17 protein-coding genes are annotated in these 14,560 nt (G+C 55.5%); 13 read left to right on the top strand and 4 right to left on the bottom strand.

All coding sequences use genetic code 11. From position 1 onward, the window contains the following. From CX651_RS20195 to CX651_RS18925, 11 genes are all read left to right on the top strand, one after another. Positions 1-194: hypothetical protein (locus CX651_RS20195; protein ID WP_232788339.1), on the top strand; the 194-nt coding region annotated here is incomplete at its 5' end. Positions 195-242: 48 nt separating this feature from the next. Beyond that, on the top strand, positions 243-1,505 hold the full coding sequence (locus tag CX651_RS18970; RefSeq protein WP_101057608.1) for an efflux RND transporter periplasmic adaptor subunit: 1,263 nt from the start codon (positions 243-245) through the stop codon (positions 1,503-1,505). Positions 1,506-1,515: 10 nt separating this feature from the next. Further along, positions 1,516-1,764, top strand: a complete 249-nt coding sequence (locus CX651_RS18965; RefSeq protein ID WP_101057606.1) for a hypothetical protein — start codon at positions 1,516-1,518, stop codon at positions 1,762-1,764. A 36-nt stretch (positions 1,765-1,800) separates the two neighbouring features. Then, complete coding sequence (locus CX651_RS18960) at positions 1,801-2,523, top strand: ABC transporter ATP-binding protein (RefSeq protein ID WP_039034123.1); 723 nt, start codon at positions 1,801-1,803, stop codon at positions 2,521-2,523. Positions 2,524-2,534: 11 nt separating this feature from the next. Next, the gene (locus CX651_RS18955; protein WP_101057604.1) at positions 2,535-3,845 is read left to right on the top strand and encodes an ABC transporter permease; all 1,311 of its coding nucleotides are present in this window, start codon (positions 2,535-2,537) and stop codon (positions 3,843-3,845) included. Between the two features lie 10 nt (positions 3,846-3,855). Then, positions 3,856-5,055, top strand: coding sequence for an ABC transporter permease (locus tag CX651_RS18950; protein ID WP_025008869.1), 1,200 nt, complete (start codon positions 3,856-3,858; stop codon positions 5,053-5,055). A gap of 126 nt (positions 5,056-5,181) precedes the next feature. Beyond that, a complete protein-coding gene (locus tag CX651_RS18945) occupies positions 5,182-6,612 on the top strand; it encodes a sigma-54-dependent transcriptional regulator (protein WP_101057602.1) in 1,431 nt (476 codons plus the stop codon). Further along, positions 6,609-7,943, top strand: a complete 1,335-nt coding sequence (locus CX651_RS18940) for a sensor histidine kinase (RefSeq protein ID WP_101057600.1) — start codon at positions 6,609-6,611, stop codon at positions 7,941-7,943. The genes CX651_RS18945 and CX651_RS18940 overlap by 4 nt, the downstream gene beginning before the upstream one ends. A 164-nt stretch (positions 7,944-8,107) precedes the next feature. Beyond that, positions 8,108-8,530 (top strand): curli production assembly/transport protein CsgE, encoded by a 423-nt coding sequence (locus CX651_RS18935; RefSeq protein ID WP_373296775.1) that lies wholly within the window; start codon positions 8,108-8,110, stop codon positions 8,528-8,530. Positions 8,531-8,542: 12 nt separating this feature from the next. Continuing rightward, positions 8,543-8,935, top strand: coding sequence for a curli assembly protein CsgF (locus CX651_RS18930; RefSeq protein ID WP_101057599.1), 393 nt, complete (start codon positions 8,543-8,545; stop codon positions 8,933-8,935). After that, positions 8,932-9,714: a CsgG/HfaB family protein gene (locus CX651_RS18925; RefSeq protein ID WP_101057597.1), complete on the top strand. Its 783-nt coding sequence runs from the start codon at positions 8,932-8,934 to the stop codon at positions 9,712-9,714. Before CX651_RS18930 ends, CX651_RS18925 begins: the two co-directional genes overlap by 4 nt. A 182-nt stretch (positions 9,715-9,896) precedes the next feature. Here CX651_RS18925 and CX651_RS18920 read toward each other — a convergent pair whose 3' ends face one another. Further along, complete coding sequence (locus tag CX651_RS18920) at positions 9,897-10,511, bottom strand: TetR/AcrR family transcriptional regulator (RefSeq protein ID WP_101057595.1); 615 nt, start codon at positions 10,509-10,511, stop codon at positions 9,897-9,899. Further along, the gene (locus CX651_RS18915) at positions 10,508-11,956 is read right to left on the bottom strand and encodes a coniferyl aldehyde dehydrogenase (RefSeq protein ID WP_101057594.1); all 1,449 of its coding nucleotides are present in this window, start codon (positions 11,954-11,956) and stop codon (positions 10,508-10,510) included. Before CX651_RS18915 ends, CX651_RS18920 begins: the two co-directional genes overlap by 4 nt. Before the next feature lie 199 nt (positions 11,957-12,155). Here CX651_RS18915 and CX651_RS18910 point away from each other — a divergent pair, with 199 nt between their 5' ends. After that, entirely contained in the window at positions 12,156-12,539 is a 384-nt protein-coding gene (locus CX651_RS18910) for a SpoIIAA family protein (protein WP_101057592.1), read from the top strand. A gap of 51 nt (positions 12,540-12,590) precedes the next feature. Here CX651_RS18910 and CX651_RS18905 read toward each other — a convergent pair whose 3' ends face one another. Continuing rightward, a complete protein-coding gene (locus CX651_RS18905; RefSeq protein ID WP_157822703.1) occupies positions 12,591-13,835 on the bottom strand; it encodes a lysozyme inhibitor LprI family protein in 1,245 nt (414 codons plus the stop codon). Positions 13,836-13,924: 89 nt separating this feature from the next. On the opposite strand from CX651_RS18905, the gene CX651_RS18900 reads away from it, so the two are divergent. Next, a complete protein-coding gene (locus tag CX651_RS18900) occupies positions 13,925-14,356 on the top strand; it encodes a universal stress protein (protein ID WP_101057589.1) in 432 nt (143 codons plus the stop codon). Positions 14,357-14,381: 25 nt separating this feature from the next. Here the strand turns inward: CX651_RS18900 and CX651_RS18895 are convergent. Beyond that, a partial coding sequence (locus tag CX651_RS18895; RefSeq protein WP_157822702.1) for a DUF924 family protein occupies positions 14,382-14,560 on the bottom strand: 179 nt, incomplete at its 5' end.

Here is a 14,560-nt window from a genome sequence, read left to right as displayed (position 1 = left end):
GCAATTGGCATTCAAGGCATCTGACTGAAGGCATGCCGGGGCCTGTCGAAGTCGGATTTCCCCAAGTGTCCGCCAGGCGGACACTTTTGCAAAAAGCGGACAGTATCCGCTTGTCCGCGGACACAAATAAAATCTCCACTGCTTTCCAACCAATTGATAACTATGACTATCTAAACTTGGCACAAGCTTTGTAAACCTAGTTGCAACAAGATGGTCACAAGCTCAATTGAGGAACAAACGGGATGATTAAGGATACCAGCGGACAAGACAAGCAAGTGGCGCCGAGTTTAGCGCGTCGCCTCAAGTGGCCGGTTACCCTGGGCGCGGCAGTATTGTTGCTGTCGGGCCTGGTGTGGGCCAGTGTCAGTGGCAGCGGTGTCAGTGAATCCATAGATCGCAGTGAGCTGCGCTTCGCCACTCTGGAGCGCGGCACTCTGACCCGGGATATCGCCACTACAGGCAAAATAGTCGCCGCCAACGCGCCAATCCTCTACAGCCCTGAAGGCGGCACTGTGACTCTGATAGCCAATCCGGGGGAAAGGGTCGAGCAGGGCCAGGTGGTCGCGACCATAGAAAGCCACAGCCTGACCAACAGCCTCAAGCAGCAGCAAGCCCAGCTCGATGGGATGAAGAGTGCCCTGGAACGGGCCAAGTTGGACGCCCGACGTAATCAACTCAAGGCGAATCAGACACTGGATATGGCCAAGGTGGATCTGGAGGCAGCAGACAGGGAGAGCCGCCGCGGCGATCAACTGATCGAAACCAGCCTGATCTCCAAGATAGATTACGAGAAGAGCAAGGATGAGCTGCACAAGGCCAAGCTGCAGTATGCCCATGCCCAGCAGGAAGCCGCACTGATGAAAGACACCCTGACCTTTGAGCTGCAAAACAAGGCGGCCGAGGTCAATCGTCAGGCATTGGTGGTAGCCGAGTTGGAACGTCAGGTGGCAGCACTGAACATCACAGCCCCTGTTGGCGGCATTATAGGTAACTGGCTGACGGAACAAAAAGCCCGTATCGCCCAGAGCCAGCCGATCCTGACCGTAGTGGACTTGAGTGCCTTCGAGGCCGAGTTGGCTGTGCCGGAAACCTACGCCGATGAACTGGGGCTGGGGATGGATGTGGAACTCAACTTCGGCGGCGTGATGGTGATGGGCAAGTTGGCCTCCATCTCCCCCGAAGTACGTAACCGCGAAGTCTCTACCCGGGTCCGGTTCCAGCAGGATACCGCTTTGCACCTGAGGCAAAATCAGCGCCTGTCGGCCAGAGTCTTGTTGGAAAACCGTGCCGATGTGCTGATGGTCAAGCGCGGCGCCTTCGTGAACAGTGGCGGTGGCCGCCTGGTGTACCGTCTCCAGGGGGATATTGCCGAGCGCACCGAGATCAAACTCGGCGCCCGCAGCATGAGCCATATCGAGGTGCTGGAAGGCGGCGAGGTGGGAGATCAATGGGTGATTTCCAATATCGATCTGTTCAATGACGCCGAGCAAGTGCTGGTTCGCTGAGGAGAGAAGAATGAAAACCGAAAACTTCAACACCGAACGTCTGGTGGCGGCCCTGGCTCTGCTGCTGTTGCTGGTGGCGACTCTGATCTATACCCGAGATACCTCGGACTGGTTTCTGCTGGGACTCAATCTTATCGAAGCCACCACAGTCAACTCTGTGTCGGCCGAGCCGGGGCAAGTTGCCGATGTCAGCCATACCGCGATGGTGCCGGGCCAGTGGCTTGGGCAATGCCTGTCTGCCCTGACGAAACTAAAATAACCCACCGAATAACGCAAAAAATAAGGAACTAAAACCATGTTAACCATGAAAAATATCAACAAGGTGTTCAAAACGGATTTAGTGGAAACCCATGCGTTACGGGATTTCAATCTGTCGGTGCAGGAGGGGGAGTTTGTTGCCGTGACCGGACCGTCGGGCTCGGGTAAAACCACCTTTCTCAATATCGCCGGTCTGCTCGAAGGCTTTACCCATGGCGAGTATTTTCTCGATGATGTCAATATCTCCAACCTGAATGACAACAAGGCTGCGGCCATTCGCAATGAGAAAATTGGCTTTATCTTTCAGGGTTTTAACCTTATCCCCGACTTGAATCTGGCAGAGAATGTTGAAGTACCACTGCGTTATCGCGGCTTTGGCGCCAAGGAGCGCCAGAAGCGGGTGAAGCAGGCGCTGGAGCAGGTGGGCCTGGGGGCGAGGATGAAGCATCTGCCCTCACAACTCTCGGGTGGTCAGCAGCAGCGGGTGGCCATCGCCCGCGCCTTGGCCGGGGAGCCGAGATTCCTGCTCGCCGACGAACCTACGGGTAACTTGGACAGCCTGATGGCCCGCCAGGTGATGGAACTGCTGGAGGAGATCAACAAGGCCGGCACGACCATCATTATGGTAACCCATGACCCGGAGCTGGCCCGCCGCGCCCAGCGCAATATCCAGATAGTGGATGGCCAGGTGTGTGATTTCAGCCGTTATCAAACCGAACAGGCGCCGCAGCTGGATGTGGCCGAACAAGTGGCCAGCTAAGGAGCGCGAGCATGTTTATTTACTATGTTGACCTGGCCTGGCGCAGCATCAAAAAGACGCCGATATTGTCGCTGTTGATGGTGTTGGCCATCTCAGTGGGGATAGGGATCACCATCACCACGCTGAACGTGTACAGCATGATGTCCTTCAATCCGGCCGGGGATCGCGCCGAGCAACTCAACACAGTGCAGCTGTGGAGCCAGGGACCCGATTCCTGGGATGAGTTTAACTCGCTGATCACTTTTCAGGATGCCATGAATCTGCGTAAGGGGGAGCTCCCCAAATCGCAGGCCGCCATGTTCCGCAGTGGTATGGCGGTGCAAACGGATGACCCTGAAGTTCTGCCCATGTTGCAGGGCGTCAGGGTGACAGACCGCGGCTTCTTCTCACTGTTCGAAGTGCCTTTTCTCTATGGCAATGTTTGGGACAAATCAGTGGACGAGCAAGCGGCCTATCAAGTGGTTATCGGCAGAAAGCTGAACCAGAAGCTGTTTGGCGGCGAGAACAGCGTCGGCAAGACGGTCTATCTCAACCGCAAACCCTTTCAGGTGGTGGGCGTGATAGCTGACTGGAACCCTCAGCCCAAGTATTACGATCCTACCAGCGGCGCCTTTGCCAGTGCCGAGCAAGTGTATATTCCGTTTTCGCTGGCCGCCCATGAAGAGTTTCCGGTTTGGGGGAATGTCTCAGGTTGGAAGTATGAGCGTCTGGACAACTATCAGGACAGACTGGTTTCAGAGAAAGTCTGGCTCGAGTACTGGGTCGATCTGCCAAGCGCAGAAGACAGAGCCGCCTATAAGAACTTCCTCGCTCAGTATGTCGAGCAGCAAAAAGAACTGGGGCGCTTTACCGATGGCAAGTCTCCCTCTGAGTCGGCGCAGCTGTCCGATGTAGACGCCTGGCTGGAGAAAAATCACGTAGTGCCTGAGGACAATAAGATTCTGGTGGGGCTGAGCATACTGTTTCTCAGTGTTTGCCTGGTCAATATTCTGGGGTTGATGCTGACCAAGTTCCTTAAGCGAGCCCCCGAGGTTGGCGTGCGCCGCGCCATTGGGGCCAGCCGCGGGCAGATCTTCTCTCAATACATGGTCGAGGTGGGCGTGATCGGGCTGCTGGGTGGTTTTCTCGGCCTCGCCTGGGCCTGGGGAGCACTCTATAGTCTGTCGGCGCGCTTCGGGGTTGCCGAAGGGCTGACGCACCTGTCTTTGAGTATGTGGTTTATCACCCCCGGGATAGCGGTAGGTACCGCCATGTTGGCGGGTCTTTATCCGGCTTGGGTTGTGTGCCGCACTAAACCAAGCGTTTACCTCAAGAGCCAGTAAGGGATTGACTATGCTAAATATTAAACCGGTTTTCAGCAGCCTGATGCGCAGCAAGAGCGGCCCGATACTACTGCTGATGCAGATCATCTTATCGGTGGCCATAGTCGCCAATGCCAGCTTTATTATCCATGAACGTTTGACCATGATGCAGCGTGATTCCGGGATTGCCGAGCAGGAGATCCTGGCCTTTACCGTCTACAACTTCGACCCCAATATAGATACCAAGCTGCAGAACAAGGTCGACCAGCAGATCCTCCGCCGCCTGCCCAATGTCGTCACGGCGACGTCCACCAATATGTTGCCGCTCAGTGGCAGTGGCTGGTCCACCACGCTGAATCTGGGGCCGGATCCGGAAACGTCCAAGACGACGCCTCAGCTTGCCATGTACCTGGGGACAGAGCACACCCTGGAAACCTTGGGGGTCAAGTTGGTGGATGGGCGTAACTTCTACGCCAACGAGATCAATGATGATGTTAACGGCAGCAATAAGCTGGTGATCATCAGCAAGGCGCTGGCCGATGAGGTTTGGCCGAATGAGTCCGCCGTGGGCAAGACCCTCTGGGCCGACAGGGACGAGAATGTCACAGTGATAGGTGTGGTCGACAAACTGCAGGGTGCCTGGGTGGACAGCAAAGATCTCGAGTACAGCCTGATCCAGAACGTCGATTACACTGGGCATTTCTACATGGTGCGGGCGCCGAGCGAGCATCACAAGGCGTTGAAAGAGCAGATCCTCGAGGCCTTGATGAAGGAAAACCCCAATCGGGTGATCGATGATTTCCAATCCATCCAGGAAGTAAAGCAAAGCTCCTATCGTGACCACGAGCTCATGGTCAGCGTACTGTCCATGATGGTGATTTTGCTGCTGCTGATCACCAGTTTGGGTCTGACCGGTATGGTGATGTTCAACATTCAGCGCCGCACCAAACAGATTGGCACCCGGCGGGCCTTGGGGGCCACCAAGGCCGATATCCTGAGTCTGTTTCTGACGGAAAACTACCTTATCTGTATCGCCGGAGGGCTGTTGGGGGCTTGTCTTGCCGTGGTGTTGGGGCAACAACTGATGCAGCACTATGACCTGCCACAGCTCGACCTCATCTATCCGCTGCTGACAGTGGTGGGCATGTTGCTGGTGACGACAGTGGCTGTGGTATTGCCTGCCCGCAGGGCGGCGAATATCTCACCGGCAATGGCGACCCGCAGCGTCTGAACCGCCTGCCGCCCATTCGAGTCGACGGCATGGCTCATGCAGTTTGGCTCGCGTTGGCGGCAGCTTTAGGTTAGTTTTACTCATAATTTTTACAATGGATATAACAGGATGTAACAAGCAGGCATGATGGATACTGTACTCGTTGTCGATGACAATCAGGCCGTATGTCAGGCGTTGTCGCTGATGTTGGAAATTGCTGGTTACCGGCCGCTCAGTTGTCAGAGCCCTCAGGAGGCGCTGTACTTTATTGAGCAAGAAGAGGTCAGCCTGGTGATCCAGGACATGAATTTCAGCCGCGACACCACCTCGGGGGAGGAAGGGCGGGAGCTGTTTCACGCCTTGCGCAGTCGCCAGCCGCAACTGCCAATCATCTTGCTCACTGCCTGGACCGAGCTGGAAATGGCAGTGGAATTGATGAAGGCCGGGGCCGCCGATTATCTGGCCAAGCCCTGGGATGACAACAAGTTGCTCAACAGTGTCGCCAACCTGATTTCCCTCTACAAGCTGCAACAGGATAACCAGCAGTTGCAGCAGCGTGAGCAGCAACGGCAGGCGGCATTCGACGGCGCCGATCTCTGTGGTTTGGTATTTGCCAGCGCTGCCATGGAGCGCTGTGTTGATCTGGCGTTGCAACTGGCACGCTCGGATGTCTCAGTGCTGATCACCGGCCCCAATGGCGCAGGCAAGGATAAACTGGCGGACATACTGCACGCCAATTCGCCGCTGAAACACAAGCCGCTTATCAAGGTCAATGTCGGCGCCTTGCCGATGGAGTTGATGGAAGCCGAGCTGTTTGGCGCCGAGGCCGGTGCATTTACCGGCGCCACCAAGGCCCGTATCGGCCGTTTCGAAGCGGCCGATGGCGGTACCCTGTTTCTGGATGAGATAGGCAACCTGCCGCTGTCCGGGCAGATAAAACTGCTGCGGGTATTGCAGACGGGCGAGTTTGAACGCCTGGGCAGCCACCAGACCCGTAAGGTCAAGGTCAGGCTGCTGAGTGCCACCAACGCCGATCTGCGCCAGGACATTATCGAAGGCCGTTTTCGTGAGGATCTTTTCTATCGCCTCAATGTGGTGGAACTGGCATTGCCACCATTGGCGCAGCGCAAAGACGACATCTTGCCGCTGGTGGAACACTTTTGTGCCGGCGCGGCCGCGGCCTTGAACAAGAGCTCGGCGCTGAGCAAGAGCCTTACGTTGGACAAGAGTGCCAAAGAGGCACTGCTGGCCCACGACTGGCCCGGCAATGTACGCGAGCTGGAGAACGCCTGTAAACGCGCGGTTTTGCTGAGTCGCGGCGAGTCCTTGAGCTGCAGTGATTTCGGTTTGGCAGCGGCAACCGCCTCGAAAACTATCTTGGATTCAAGTGTCGGCCAAGCTCCAGAGAGCCATGGCCAACCAGCCGGGGCAGAGGAGCCGGGTAAGGCGGAAATAGAAGCGGCGCTGGCTGAGCACGGCGGCGTTATCGCCAGGGTTGCCAAGTCATTTGGCATCAGCCGTCAGGCGCTCTATCGGCGGATGGAGAAGTTTGGTATCGACGGCAAGAGGCAGGCATGACAGGAGGACTCAGTCTAAGACACAGGCTGCTGCTGGGCATGCTGCTGAGCACCTTGCTGGGTTTGCTGCTCGGGTGGGGTTGTTTGTTGTGGTTGGGGCCTGAATGGTTATGGCTGGCGGTGGTGGCAGGGTTGCTGGCAGCGCTGGGCATAGGGCTTAGGTTGACCCGAACCCTGGGTGACAGCCTGGCGGGGCTGGAAATCGGCATGCTTAACCTGATTGATCGAGATTTTAGTGTCTCGTTGCCGGACAGCGGCATCAATGAGCTGGATAGACTGGCTCAACTGTTCAACGAGGCGTCGGCCCGGCTCAGGCAGGAGCGGCAGCATATCTATCAGCGGGAATTGCTGCTGGATAAGGTCATTCAAAACTCGCCCAATATCATGCTGCTGTGCGATAGCGTGGGTCATATCATTTATGCCAACGACGCCGCCAAACATCTATTCAATGCCAGGAAAGGCCTGGAAGGAAGCAGCCTCTCTGAGCTCAAAGCCAAGGTGAGCGAAGAGATGCGTCAAATGTTGGAGAGTGAGCGCGATGGCCTGTTCAATCTCGGCTTGCCGGAAGGCGAAAACCAGAGCTGGCACCTGAGTCGCGGCCAGTTCAACCTCAATGGTCAGCAGCATCAGTTGCTGCTGCTCAAGCAGATGACCCGTGAGCTCAACCGCCAGGAGGTGGCGGTGTGGAAAAAGGTGATCCGGGTAATCAGTCATGAACTCAATAACTCGCTGGCGCCTATTGCCTCCATGGTCAACTCGGGTCGGCGCTTGACCACGGAGAACCGCGATCCCAAGCTGAGCCTGATCTTCGATACCATAGAAAATCGCACCAATCATCTGGGGCAATTTATCGAAGGTTATGCCCGTTTTGCCAAACTGCCCAGCCCCAGGAAACACGTTATTCCATGGGCCCGCTTGCTGCCTGAGTTGGCTGAGCATTACGCCTTTGTCTGCCACAAGACCCCTACGCTGACTTTGTTGGCCGATGAGGTGCAGCTGGAGCAGGTGTTGCTGAATCTGCTCAAAAATGCCCATGAGTCCGGCTCGGCGCCTGAGGAGATTGAGCTACAGATAGCCGGCCGCTCCGGTTGGCGCAGCGATGCTGCCGACCCGGTTGCCGGCGTCAGTATCTGCGTGATGGATCGCGGCAGTGGCATGTCAGCGGAGGTGTTGTCGCAGGCGCTGTTACCCTTCTATTCCACCAAGCCTCAGGGCAGTGGCCTGGGACTGGCGCTTTGCCGGGAGATTGCCGAGGCTCACGACGGTCGTCTCAGCCTGCAAAACCGTCAGGATGGTGGCTTGTTGGTTCAGCTGTGGTTACCGCAACAGTGAGTCATACTTTCGGGTGATTTTTAACGGTTCTCGACTCAGCCGAAATAGCTATTTTTCAGGTAAATATGTCGCTGGCGGGTGACTCGGTTCCGGCGCTGCTGTTAATGTAATGCTCTTGTTAAAGGAATGGCCTTTTCAGGCAACAAAGGGAATTTTCGGGGACAATGCCGCACTCTGTCTTGTTATCCATGCGCTGTATCTTGTGCTTACTGATGCTGACACTTGCGTCTGCTCCGGCGTTGGCCGCAGCCGAGGCGGATGACATAGAGATCAGTGGCTTGGTCATAGACAGAACCCTGACCCGCTTTGGCAAGGATTTTGGTTTTTACTACTCGGGGTATTGGCGGGATCTGCCCTTTACCCAGGGATTCAATGTCACCCTTTACGAAACAGTTTTCCCTCAGGCCGGCACCTTGCTGACACTGGAGGTTAACGGTACCCGTATTTACCAAACCCATTTTGGCCGCAGAGCCAGTCCCATCAAGGAGCGGGCCGAACAGGCGATTCTCTTGACCATAGATTATATCGCCTCGGTCAGAGCCCAATCCATGACAGGGGAATTGGGATCCCATTGGGATGGAATTTAGGAAGCAAGCACAATGACACTCAGGATGTTAATCGCAGCCGGCGCCTTGCTGGCTTTTTCGGGGCAGGCCACCGAACTGGTCTATACCCCAATCAACCCCAGTTTTGGCGGTAACCCTCTCAACGGTTCGTTTCTGCTGAGCAAGGCCCAGGCCCAAAATGACAATCAGGTCGCCGGCAATGAAAAGGATTTTGTTACCCGCTTCAAGGAGTCGCTGGAGCGTAACATTATCAACTCCATCACCCGCGGTGTGGCCGACGGTGATATCACAGACGGCGTTTATGATACTGGGGACTACCGGGTCGAAGTTGCCTCCACCGGCAGCGGTGTGATGTTGACTATTACCAACCTGCTTTCCGGCGAAGTTACTGTGATAGAGATGCCTATCTATGGAGGTAATCCATGAGGTGGCTGGCACTGGTTTCACTGTTACTACTGGGGGGCTGCAGCCTGGTTCCCAAGCCTGATTTGAATATCAATGAGGCCCAGGTAAATCCCTTGAGTGAAACCATGAAGGCGCTGCAGTCGCGTCCCGGGCCGCGTTTTCCTATCCCGGTTGCGGTTTACTCTTTTCGGGATCAGACCGGGCAATATAAGCCCCAGGCCAATGTCAGTTCCTTCTCGACCGCAGTGACCCAGGGGGCTACTTCCATGTTGGTGCAGACTCTGCTGGACTCCAGGTGGTTTACCCCTGTGGAGCGGGAAGGGCTGCAGAACCTGCTGACCGAGCGCAAGATCTCAGGTAAGCAGCAGGGGCGCAATAATGAAGTGCCGACCCTGACCAATGCCAGGCTGCTTCTGGAAGGCGGGATCATCAGCTATGAAACCAACGTGGAAACCGGCGGCAGCGGCGTGGAATACTACGGTATAGGCGCCTCCGAGCTGTACCGGGAAGATCAGGTGACCATTTATCTCAGGGCGGTGGATGTACACACAGGTAAAGTGCTGATGTCGGTCAATACCACCAAGCGGGTGTTCTCTCAGGAGATGCGTGCCGGCCTGTTCCGTTACACCAGTTTGAACCGCCTGGCCGAGGCCGAAGTGGGCTTTACCACCAATGAGCCGGTACAGTTTTGTGTGTTGCAGGCGATAGAACTGGCGGTCTCCGAGCTTATCGATAAGGGGAGCCGCATGGGTTACTGGAGCGCCGAGGCTTCGGGCGACAACAGCCTGAGTCAGGGATAAACAGCTTGAGCGAGAGAGCAACAGCTTGAGCGATAGGTAAACCGCAGTTTGTTGATTTTTAAAAAGAAGGGCCCGCAATTGCGGGCCCTTTGTTTGACTAATTCAAGGGCGTTCATTTCAGCTGGTTCATTTCATAAGGCCGATTTCCGGAGGCTGGTTTCCGGGGTTTTGACTCTGAAGGGCTAGGCTGCCACACCGCGCCAGAACAGGCGAAAGCTGGCGTCTCTGGCCTCTCTGGTAGCATTCTGAGGCTGGTTGCAGAAGAATCGCGCCGCCGCCAGGAACTGGCTGTGGCACGTTTCCAGCAACAGCTCTCTGGGTAAGTCTGCCAATACCCCTTGGTTGATGCCCTGCTCCAACAGTTCAGCGATAAAGCCGAGAATGCCATGCATTGCCTGCTGCCTGACCGCTTTACTAACACTGGGTGACATGGCGTATTGCACAAAGAAACTCAGCTTCAGAGGCTGCGCCAGTGCCCAATCGAGCCCGGCCTGCCACAGCATTTCTGCCCGCAGCGGCAATTCAGTGATACTTGCCGGCGCCTTTGGCAAGCTTGCTGAAATGGCGTCGGCAAACTCTGTCTTGATAGCCAGAAATAGCTGGTCCATCAGGATTTCTTTACTGGCAAAGTGATGGAACAGGGTGCCCGTGGCGACGCCGGCATGGCGGGCTATGCTGGCGGTCGAGGTGGCATAGAAACCTTGCTCGACAAACAGTTGCAATGCGCTGCCCAGGATCTGCTGCTTCTTGTCCTGTTTGCCGCTTATTGCCCGGGTTGCTTCTCTGCTGCGCTTCATCTGAGAAACACCTTCAACAGTAGCTTCTGGATCCCCTTGCCGTAGGGTGGATGCACCAGTTTGCCGGTATTGAGTCGCCCCCGGGACAGCACAGTGCGGGCGTGGCTGAAGGTGCGAAACCCTTCCTGGCCGTGGTAGTGACCCATGCCGGACGGGCCTATGCCACCGAAGGGGGCATCGTCGGCGGCCACATGAAACACGGTTTCATTGATACAGACGCCGCCAGAGTGGGTTTGGGACAATACCTTTTGCTGCACTTCTTTATCGAAACTCATCAGATACAGGGCCAAAGGTCTGGGGCGCGCCTTGATATAGTCGAGCGCCTGCCCCAGCTCTTGATAACTGACCAAGGGCAGCAAAGGGCCGAAGATCTCTTCCTGCATCAGTTTCATATCGTCGCTGACCTTGGTCAGCAGCAAGGTGGGCCATTTGCGCTGTTCGGCGCTGGGCAATTTGCTGAGTGGTTGCTCGCGGTCGGCTGCAAATACCTGTGCCCCTTTGGCGGTGGCATCTTCCAGGAGGGCGACCAGCCTGGCGGCCTGACGTTCGTTGACTATCTGGCCATAGTCCGGGGTGTTGGCAAAGTCGGGGTAGAACTGCTGGAAGCGGTGCCGATAGGCGCTAATAAACTCGGCCTCTTTGCCACTGGGGCAGAGAATATAGTCGGGGGCGACACAAATTTGCCCGGCGTTGAGGCACTTGCCATAGATGAGGCGCTCTACCGCTGTCTCCATGGGCATGTCCCGGGCGATTAACACAGGGGACTTGCCTCCCAGCTCAAGAGTCACAGGGGTGAGATTATCGGCCGCCGCGCGCATTACATGGCGCCCTACCTGAGTCGAGCCGGTAAACAGCAGATGATCGAAGGGCAGGGCGGAGAAACTGGCGGCTATTTCGGCTTCCCCTTCAATCACACAGACCTCGGAGCCATCGAAGACTTCGGCCAGCAGGGAGCGCAGGGCGGCATTGGTGTGGGGAGTATATTCAGACAGCTTCAACATGGCGCGGTTACCGGCGGCAATCACAGTGGCCAGCGGACTCAAGGACAACATGATAGGGAAGTTCCACGGCACTATGATGCCCACCACGCCTTTGGGCTGGTACTCCACCCTGACGCTGGCCGGGGCCAGCAATAATCCGGCATGGCGGCGACTGGGTTTCATCCAGCCTTTGAGATGCCTGAGGCTGTAGTTGATCTGGGTAACGACCGGCAGTATGTCGGAGATCAGGCTATCGTCGGTCGACCTGTGGCCATAGTCGCGACTGAGTGCATCTGTGAGGGCCTGTTGGTGTTTCAGCAAGGCTTGTTTTAATGCCTTGAGCTTGGCCTTGCGCTCGCCAAGGCTTGGCATGGGGGCGGCACTGAAAGCCTGGCGCTGCACGGTGAATTTTTGCAGCAGTTGCTGATTCTCCACTGTGAGCGGCTCTGGGTTAACAAGCGACATATTGCCTCCTTTGGCAGCCATTAGGCTGTCTTTAAAATAACCGACTGATTAGTCGGTCTGATGTTAGTTCAGTCTGCGCCTATTGGCAATAACCCGGCTATATTTGATATGGATCACAGAATGCGTCACGGCCGCCAACTAGACTGAAATCGAATAGATGGGGCCTTGTTTTTGAAATCGTTGACATAAGGAATTGATGATGAGCTTGAACATGCATGGTATTTCAATCGGAATTGAGCGTTATGGTGATGACGATTTCTTTGTCACCATGAAAGCCGTGGGAAAACTGACCCATGAAGACTATGAATATATGGTGCCTATGCTGGAGTCGGCGATATCCGGTGTGAAGGATCCGGATATTTACGCTTTGCTGGATGTTACCGAGATGGATGGTTGGGAAGCCAGAGCCATGTGGGACGATCTCAAGTTGGGGATCAAACATGGACGCCATTTCGAGAAGATTGCCATTATAGGCAATACCAGTTTGCAGGAATGGATGACCAAGATGGCCGACTGGTTTACGCCAGGGGACATGAAGTTCTTTGTTGACCGCCTCGATGCCATCGACTGGCTGAAAGACTAGACTGCCTTGCCATGAAATGCCCGCCGCCTGTGAGGAGGCGCGGGCATTTTTTTATTGCCATTCCAACAGGCTTTTGAGCTGCTCGCTACGCTCTTGAGTCAAGAGTGCCTGCCATTCCTGCTCACTGGTGGAGCCTTCAAGTGCGGCAAATAGGCGCGCATTGCTGTCGCGGTATTTAAGCCACAACCTCTGCACCGCGCGAAGGTCTTCTTGGGTCACTTCAAACATATAAAGTTCGGGGGCATCCGCCGGGCGCAGTTTTTTCATCAAGGCGCGGTAAACCTGGTTGAGCTCTTTGTCGGCGCCGGCAAAGTCAGGGAAAGTGCTCACCAGTTGCTCTTCGTTACTGAGCATTTCCAAACGTGCCAGATAGTTTTGTCTCTGCTCGCTCTGGGAGCCGATAATAAAGGCGCTGCGACCACTGCCGCCGTGGCCTTCCTCCCTTGAGGTTTTCGCTTGCAACCACAGCTCGAACGCACTGTTGGCCGCCTCAAGCAATTTAAGCGGCGCTAGCCCCAGGCGTTGTTTGATACTTTGGTTGATCCGCTCTAGTTTGGCGAGGCGTTGTTGCTCCTGTCGCTGCTCTTCCCGTGAGGCACAAAAGCCCATTCCCATGCCGCTGGTAATCGCGCTGCAGAGATCAAATTCAGTGGTCTGTTTGGCATTTGAGGCGATTTTGAGCCTGTCTTTGACGGCGATATCCAGCTCGGCCGGTACCTCGGCGCCATAGCAGATGAGCTGCAGCACCTGGCGATCATAATTGTTGCCATCTTGCAGTTTGGAGAGATTCTCGGCCTGTTGCCACAAACGATAGCTATAGCCTTCCGCTAAGGGCGCGCTCAGGGCATTGAGCCGGTTGAAGTCGGGCTTGCCGGCATAGATGCAGGCATCCAGTGTGGTTTGATAGTCGAAGCTAAAGTCCGGATGGTGACTTCTATACTGTTTTAACACCTCGGCCAGCCTGCGCGGGTCGGCACTGCTTGCTGAGCCGCCGCGGGTCAACAGACGCTCTGTCAGGTAATAGAAGGCCTTGGGGTGACCGGCCCTTGCCGCCTGGCTTAAATGGGCTATATCTTCGGCCAAAGGTAAGGAATAACTGTAGCTCAGCATGAAGTGGGCTTCGCTGCTGCCAAGGGCCGCGGCTTGTTCAAAGAGCGGCTTGGCCTGCTGGCTTTGTCCGGCTTGTTGCAGCGCCTTGGCTTCTTCTACCAGACTGGCAGCATTCTCGGCGTAAGCTGGGGTAAAAAAAATCGACAACAGGCTTACGGTAGCGGTTAAATGGAGTAAAGTATTCATAGGGTGTTTAAAAGTTTTGCAATATAACTTGTTGATATTATTCGGCAGGTATCTCATTAGTCGATGCCCGTCGTGTCAAGGAGGTCGCTATGCGTAACAAAGATATCCTCTGGCCCACTGATTTCAGTGATACAGCCGCGAGCGCATTGAGATATGCTATTGAAATGGCTAATCTTTACCATGTGGGGCTGCGAATTTTGCACGTGGTCGATCAGCCTTTCGGTGATGAAAACTATCAGCTGTTGATCATCACTCCGGAAGAACTGGCGCAAACCATGGAGAAGGCTGCGGCCGAGAAGATGCATGAGTTGCTGGCCAAGCTGAAAAGCCCACTGAAGATTGAAACTGTTATTCGCCGCGGTGACGCGGTTGATGAGATCCTGGCCGAAGCCGAGTCTGCCGATGTTGGCATGATAGTGATTGCCAGCCATGGTCGCAGTGGCCTGGCCCATTTTCTCAGCACCAATGTGGCCGAGGCCGTGGCCAACAAGGCTCGCTGCCCCGTGTTGGTGGTGAAGTAACAAGTCGATACTGCTTGAATGAGTACTAGAACGAGGAGCCGGGCTGCTCGAGAAAGGCCTGCTCCTCGGCGGTCGACTGCCGTCCCAATATGGCATTGCGATGGGGATAACGGCCAAACCTGTCAATAATCGCCTTGTGCCTCAACTCAAAGTCATAGTTGTCCCTGGTTTGTTCCGAGGCGAACAGTTCCAGGGCTTTTTGAT

Origin of the sequence: Shewanella chilikensis, from assembly GCF_002836945.1 — a bacterium.
Taxonomy (GTDB): domain Bacteria; phylum Pseudomonadota; class Gammaproteobacteria; order Enterobacterales; family Shewanellaceae; genus Shewanella; species Shewanella chilikensis.
Note: the sequence above shows the minus strand (reverse complement) of the source record. Positions and strands in the feature narration are given on the sequence as shown.

Coding starts and splice junctions, on each gene's coding strand:
- CX651_RS18930 (WP_101057599.1), top strand. CDS start 8,543: ATGACACTCAGGATGTTAATCGCAGCCGGCGCCTTGCTGGCTTTTTCG.
- CX651_RS18950 (WP_025008869.1), top strand. CDS start 3,856: ATGCTAAATATTAAACCGGTTTTCAGCAGCCTGATGCGCAGCAAGAGC.
- CX651_RS18935 (WP_373296775.1), top strand. CDS start 8,108: ATGCCGCACTCTGTCTTGTTATCCATGCGCTGTATCTTGTGCTTACTG.
- CX651_RS18945 (WP_101057602.1), top strand. CDS start 5,182: ATGGATACTGTACTCGTTGTCGATGACAATCAGGCCGTATGTCAGGCG.
- CX651_RS18940 (WP_101057600.1), top strand. CDS start 6,609: ATGACAGGAGGACTCAGTCTAAGACACAGGCTGCTGCTGGGCATGCTG.
- CX651_RS18920 (WP_101057595.1), bottom strand. CDS start 10,511: ATGAAGCGCAGCAGAGAAGCAACCCGGGCAATAAGCGGCAAACAGGAC.
- CX651_RS18900 (WP_101057589.1), top strand. CDS start 13,925: ATGCGTAACAAAGATATCCTCTGGCCCACTGATTTCAGTGATACAGCC.
- CX651_RS18915 (WP_101057594.1), bottom strand. CDS start 11,956: ATGTCGCTTGTTAACCCAGAGCCGCTCACAGTGGAGAATCAGCAACTG.
- CX651_RS18955 (WP_101057604.1), top strand. CDS start 2,535: ATGTTTATTTACTATGTTGACCTGGCCTGGCGCAGCATCAAAAAGACG.
- CX651_RS18925 (WP_101057597.1), top strand. CDS start 8,932: ATGAGGTGGCTGGCACTGGTTTCACTGTTACTACTGGGGGGCTGCAGC.
- CX651_RS18905 (WP_157822703.1), bottom strand. CDS start 13,835: ATGAATACTTTACTCCATTTAACCGCTACCGTAAGCCTGTTGTCGATT.
- CX651_RS18910 (WP_101057592.1), top strand. CDS start 12,156: ATGAGCTTGAACATGCATGGTATTTCAATCGGAATTGAGCGTTATGGT.
- CX651_RS18960 (WP_039034123.1), top strand. CDS start 1,801: ATGTTAACCATGAAAAATATCAACAAGGTGTTCAAAACGGATTTAGTG.
- CX651_RS18970 (WP_101057608.1), top strand. CDS start 243: ATGATTAAGGATACCAGCGGACAAGACAAGCAAGTGGCGCCGAGTTTA.
- CX651_RS18965 (WP_101057606.1), top strand. CDS start 1,516: ATGAAAACCGAAAACTTCAACACCGAACGTCTGGTGGCGGCCCTGGCT.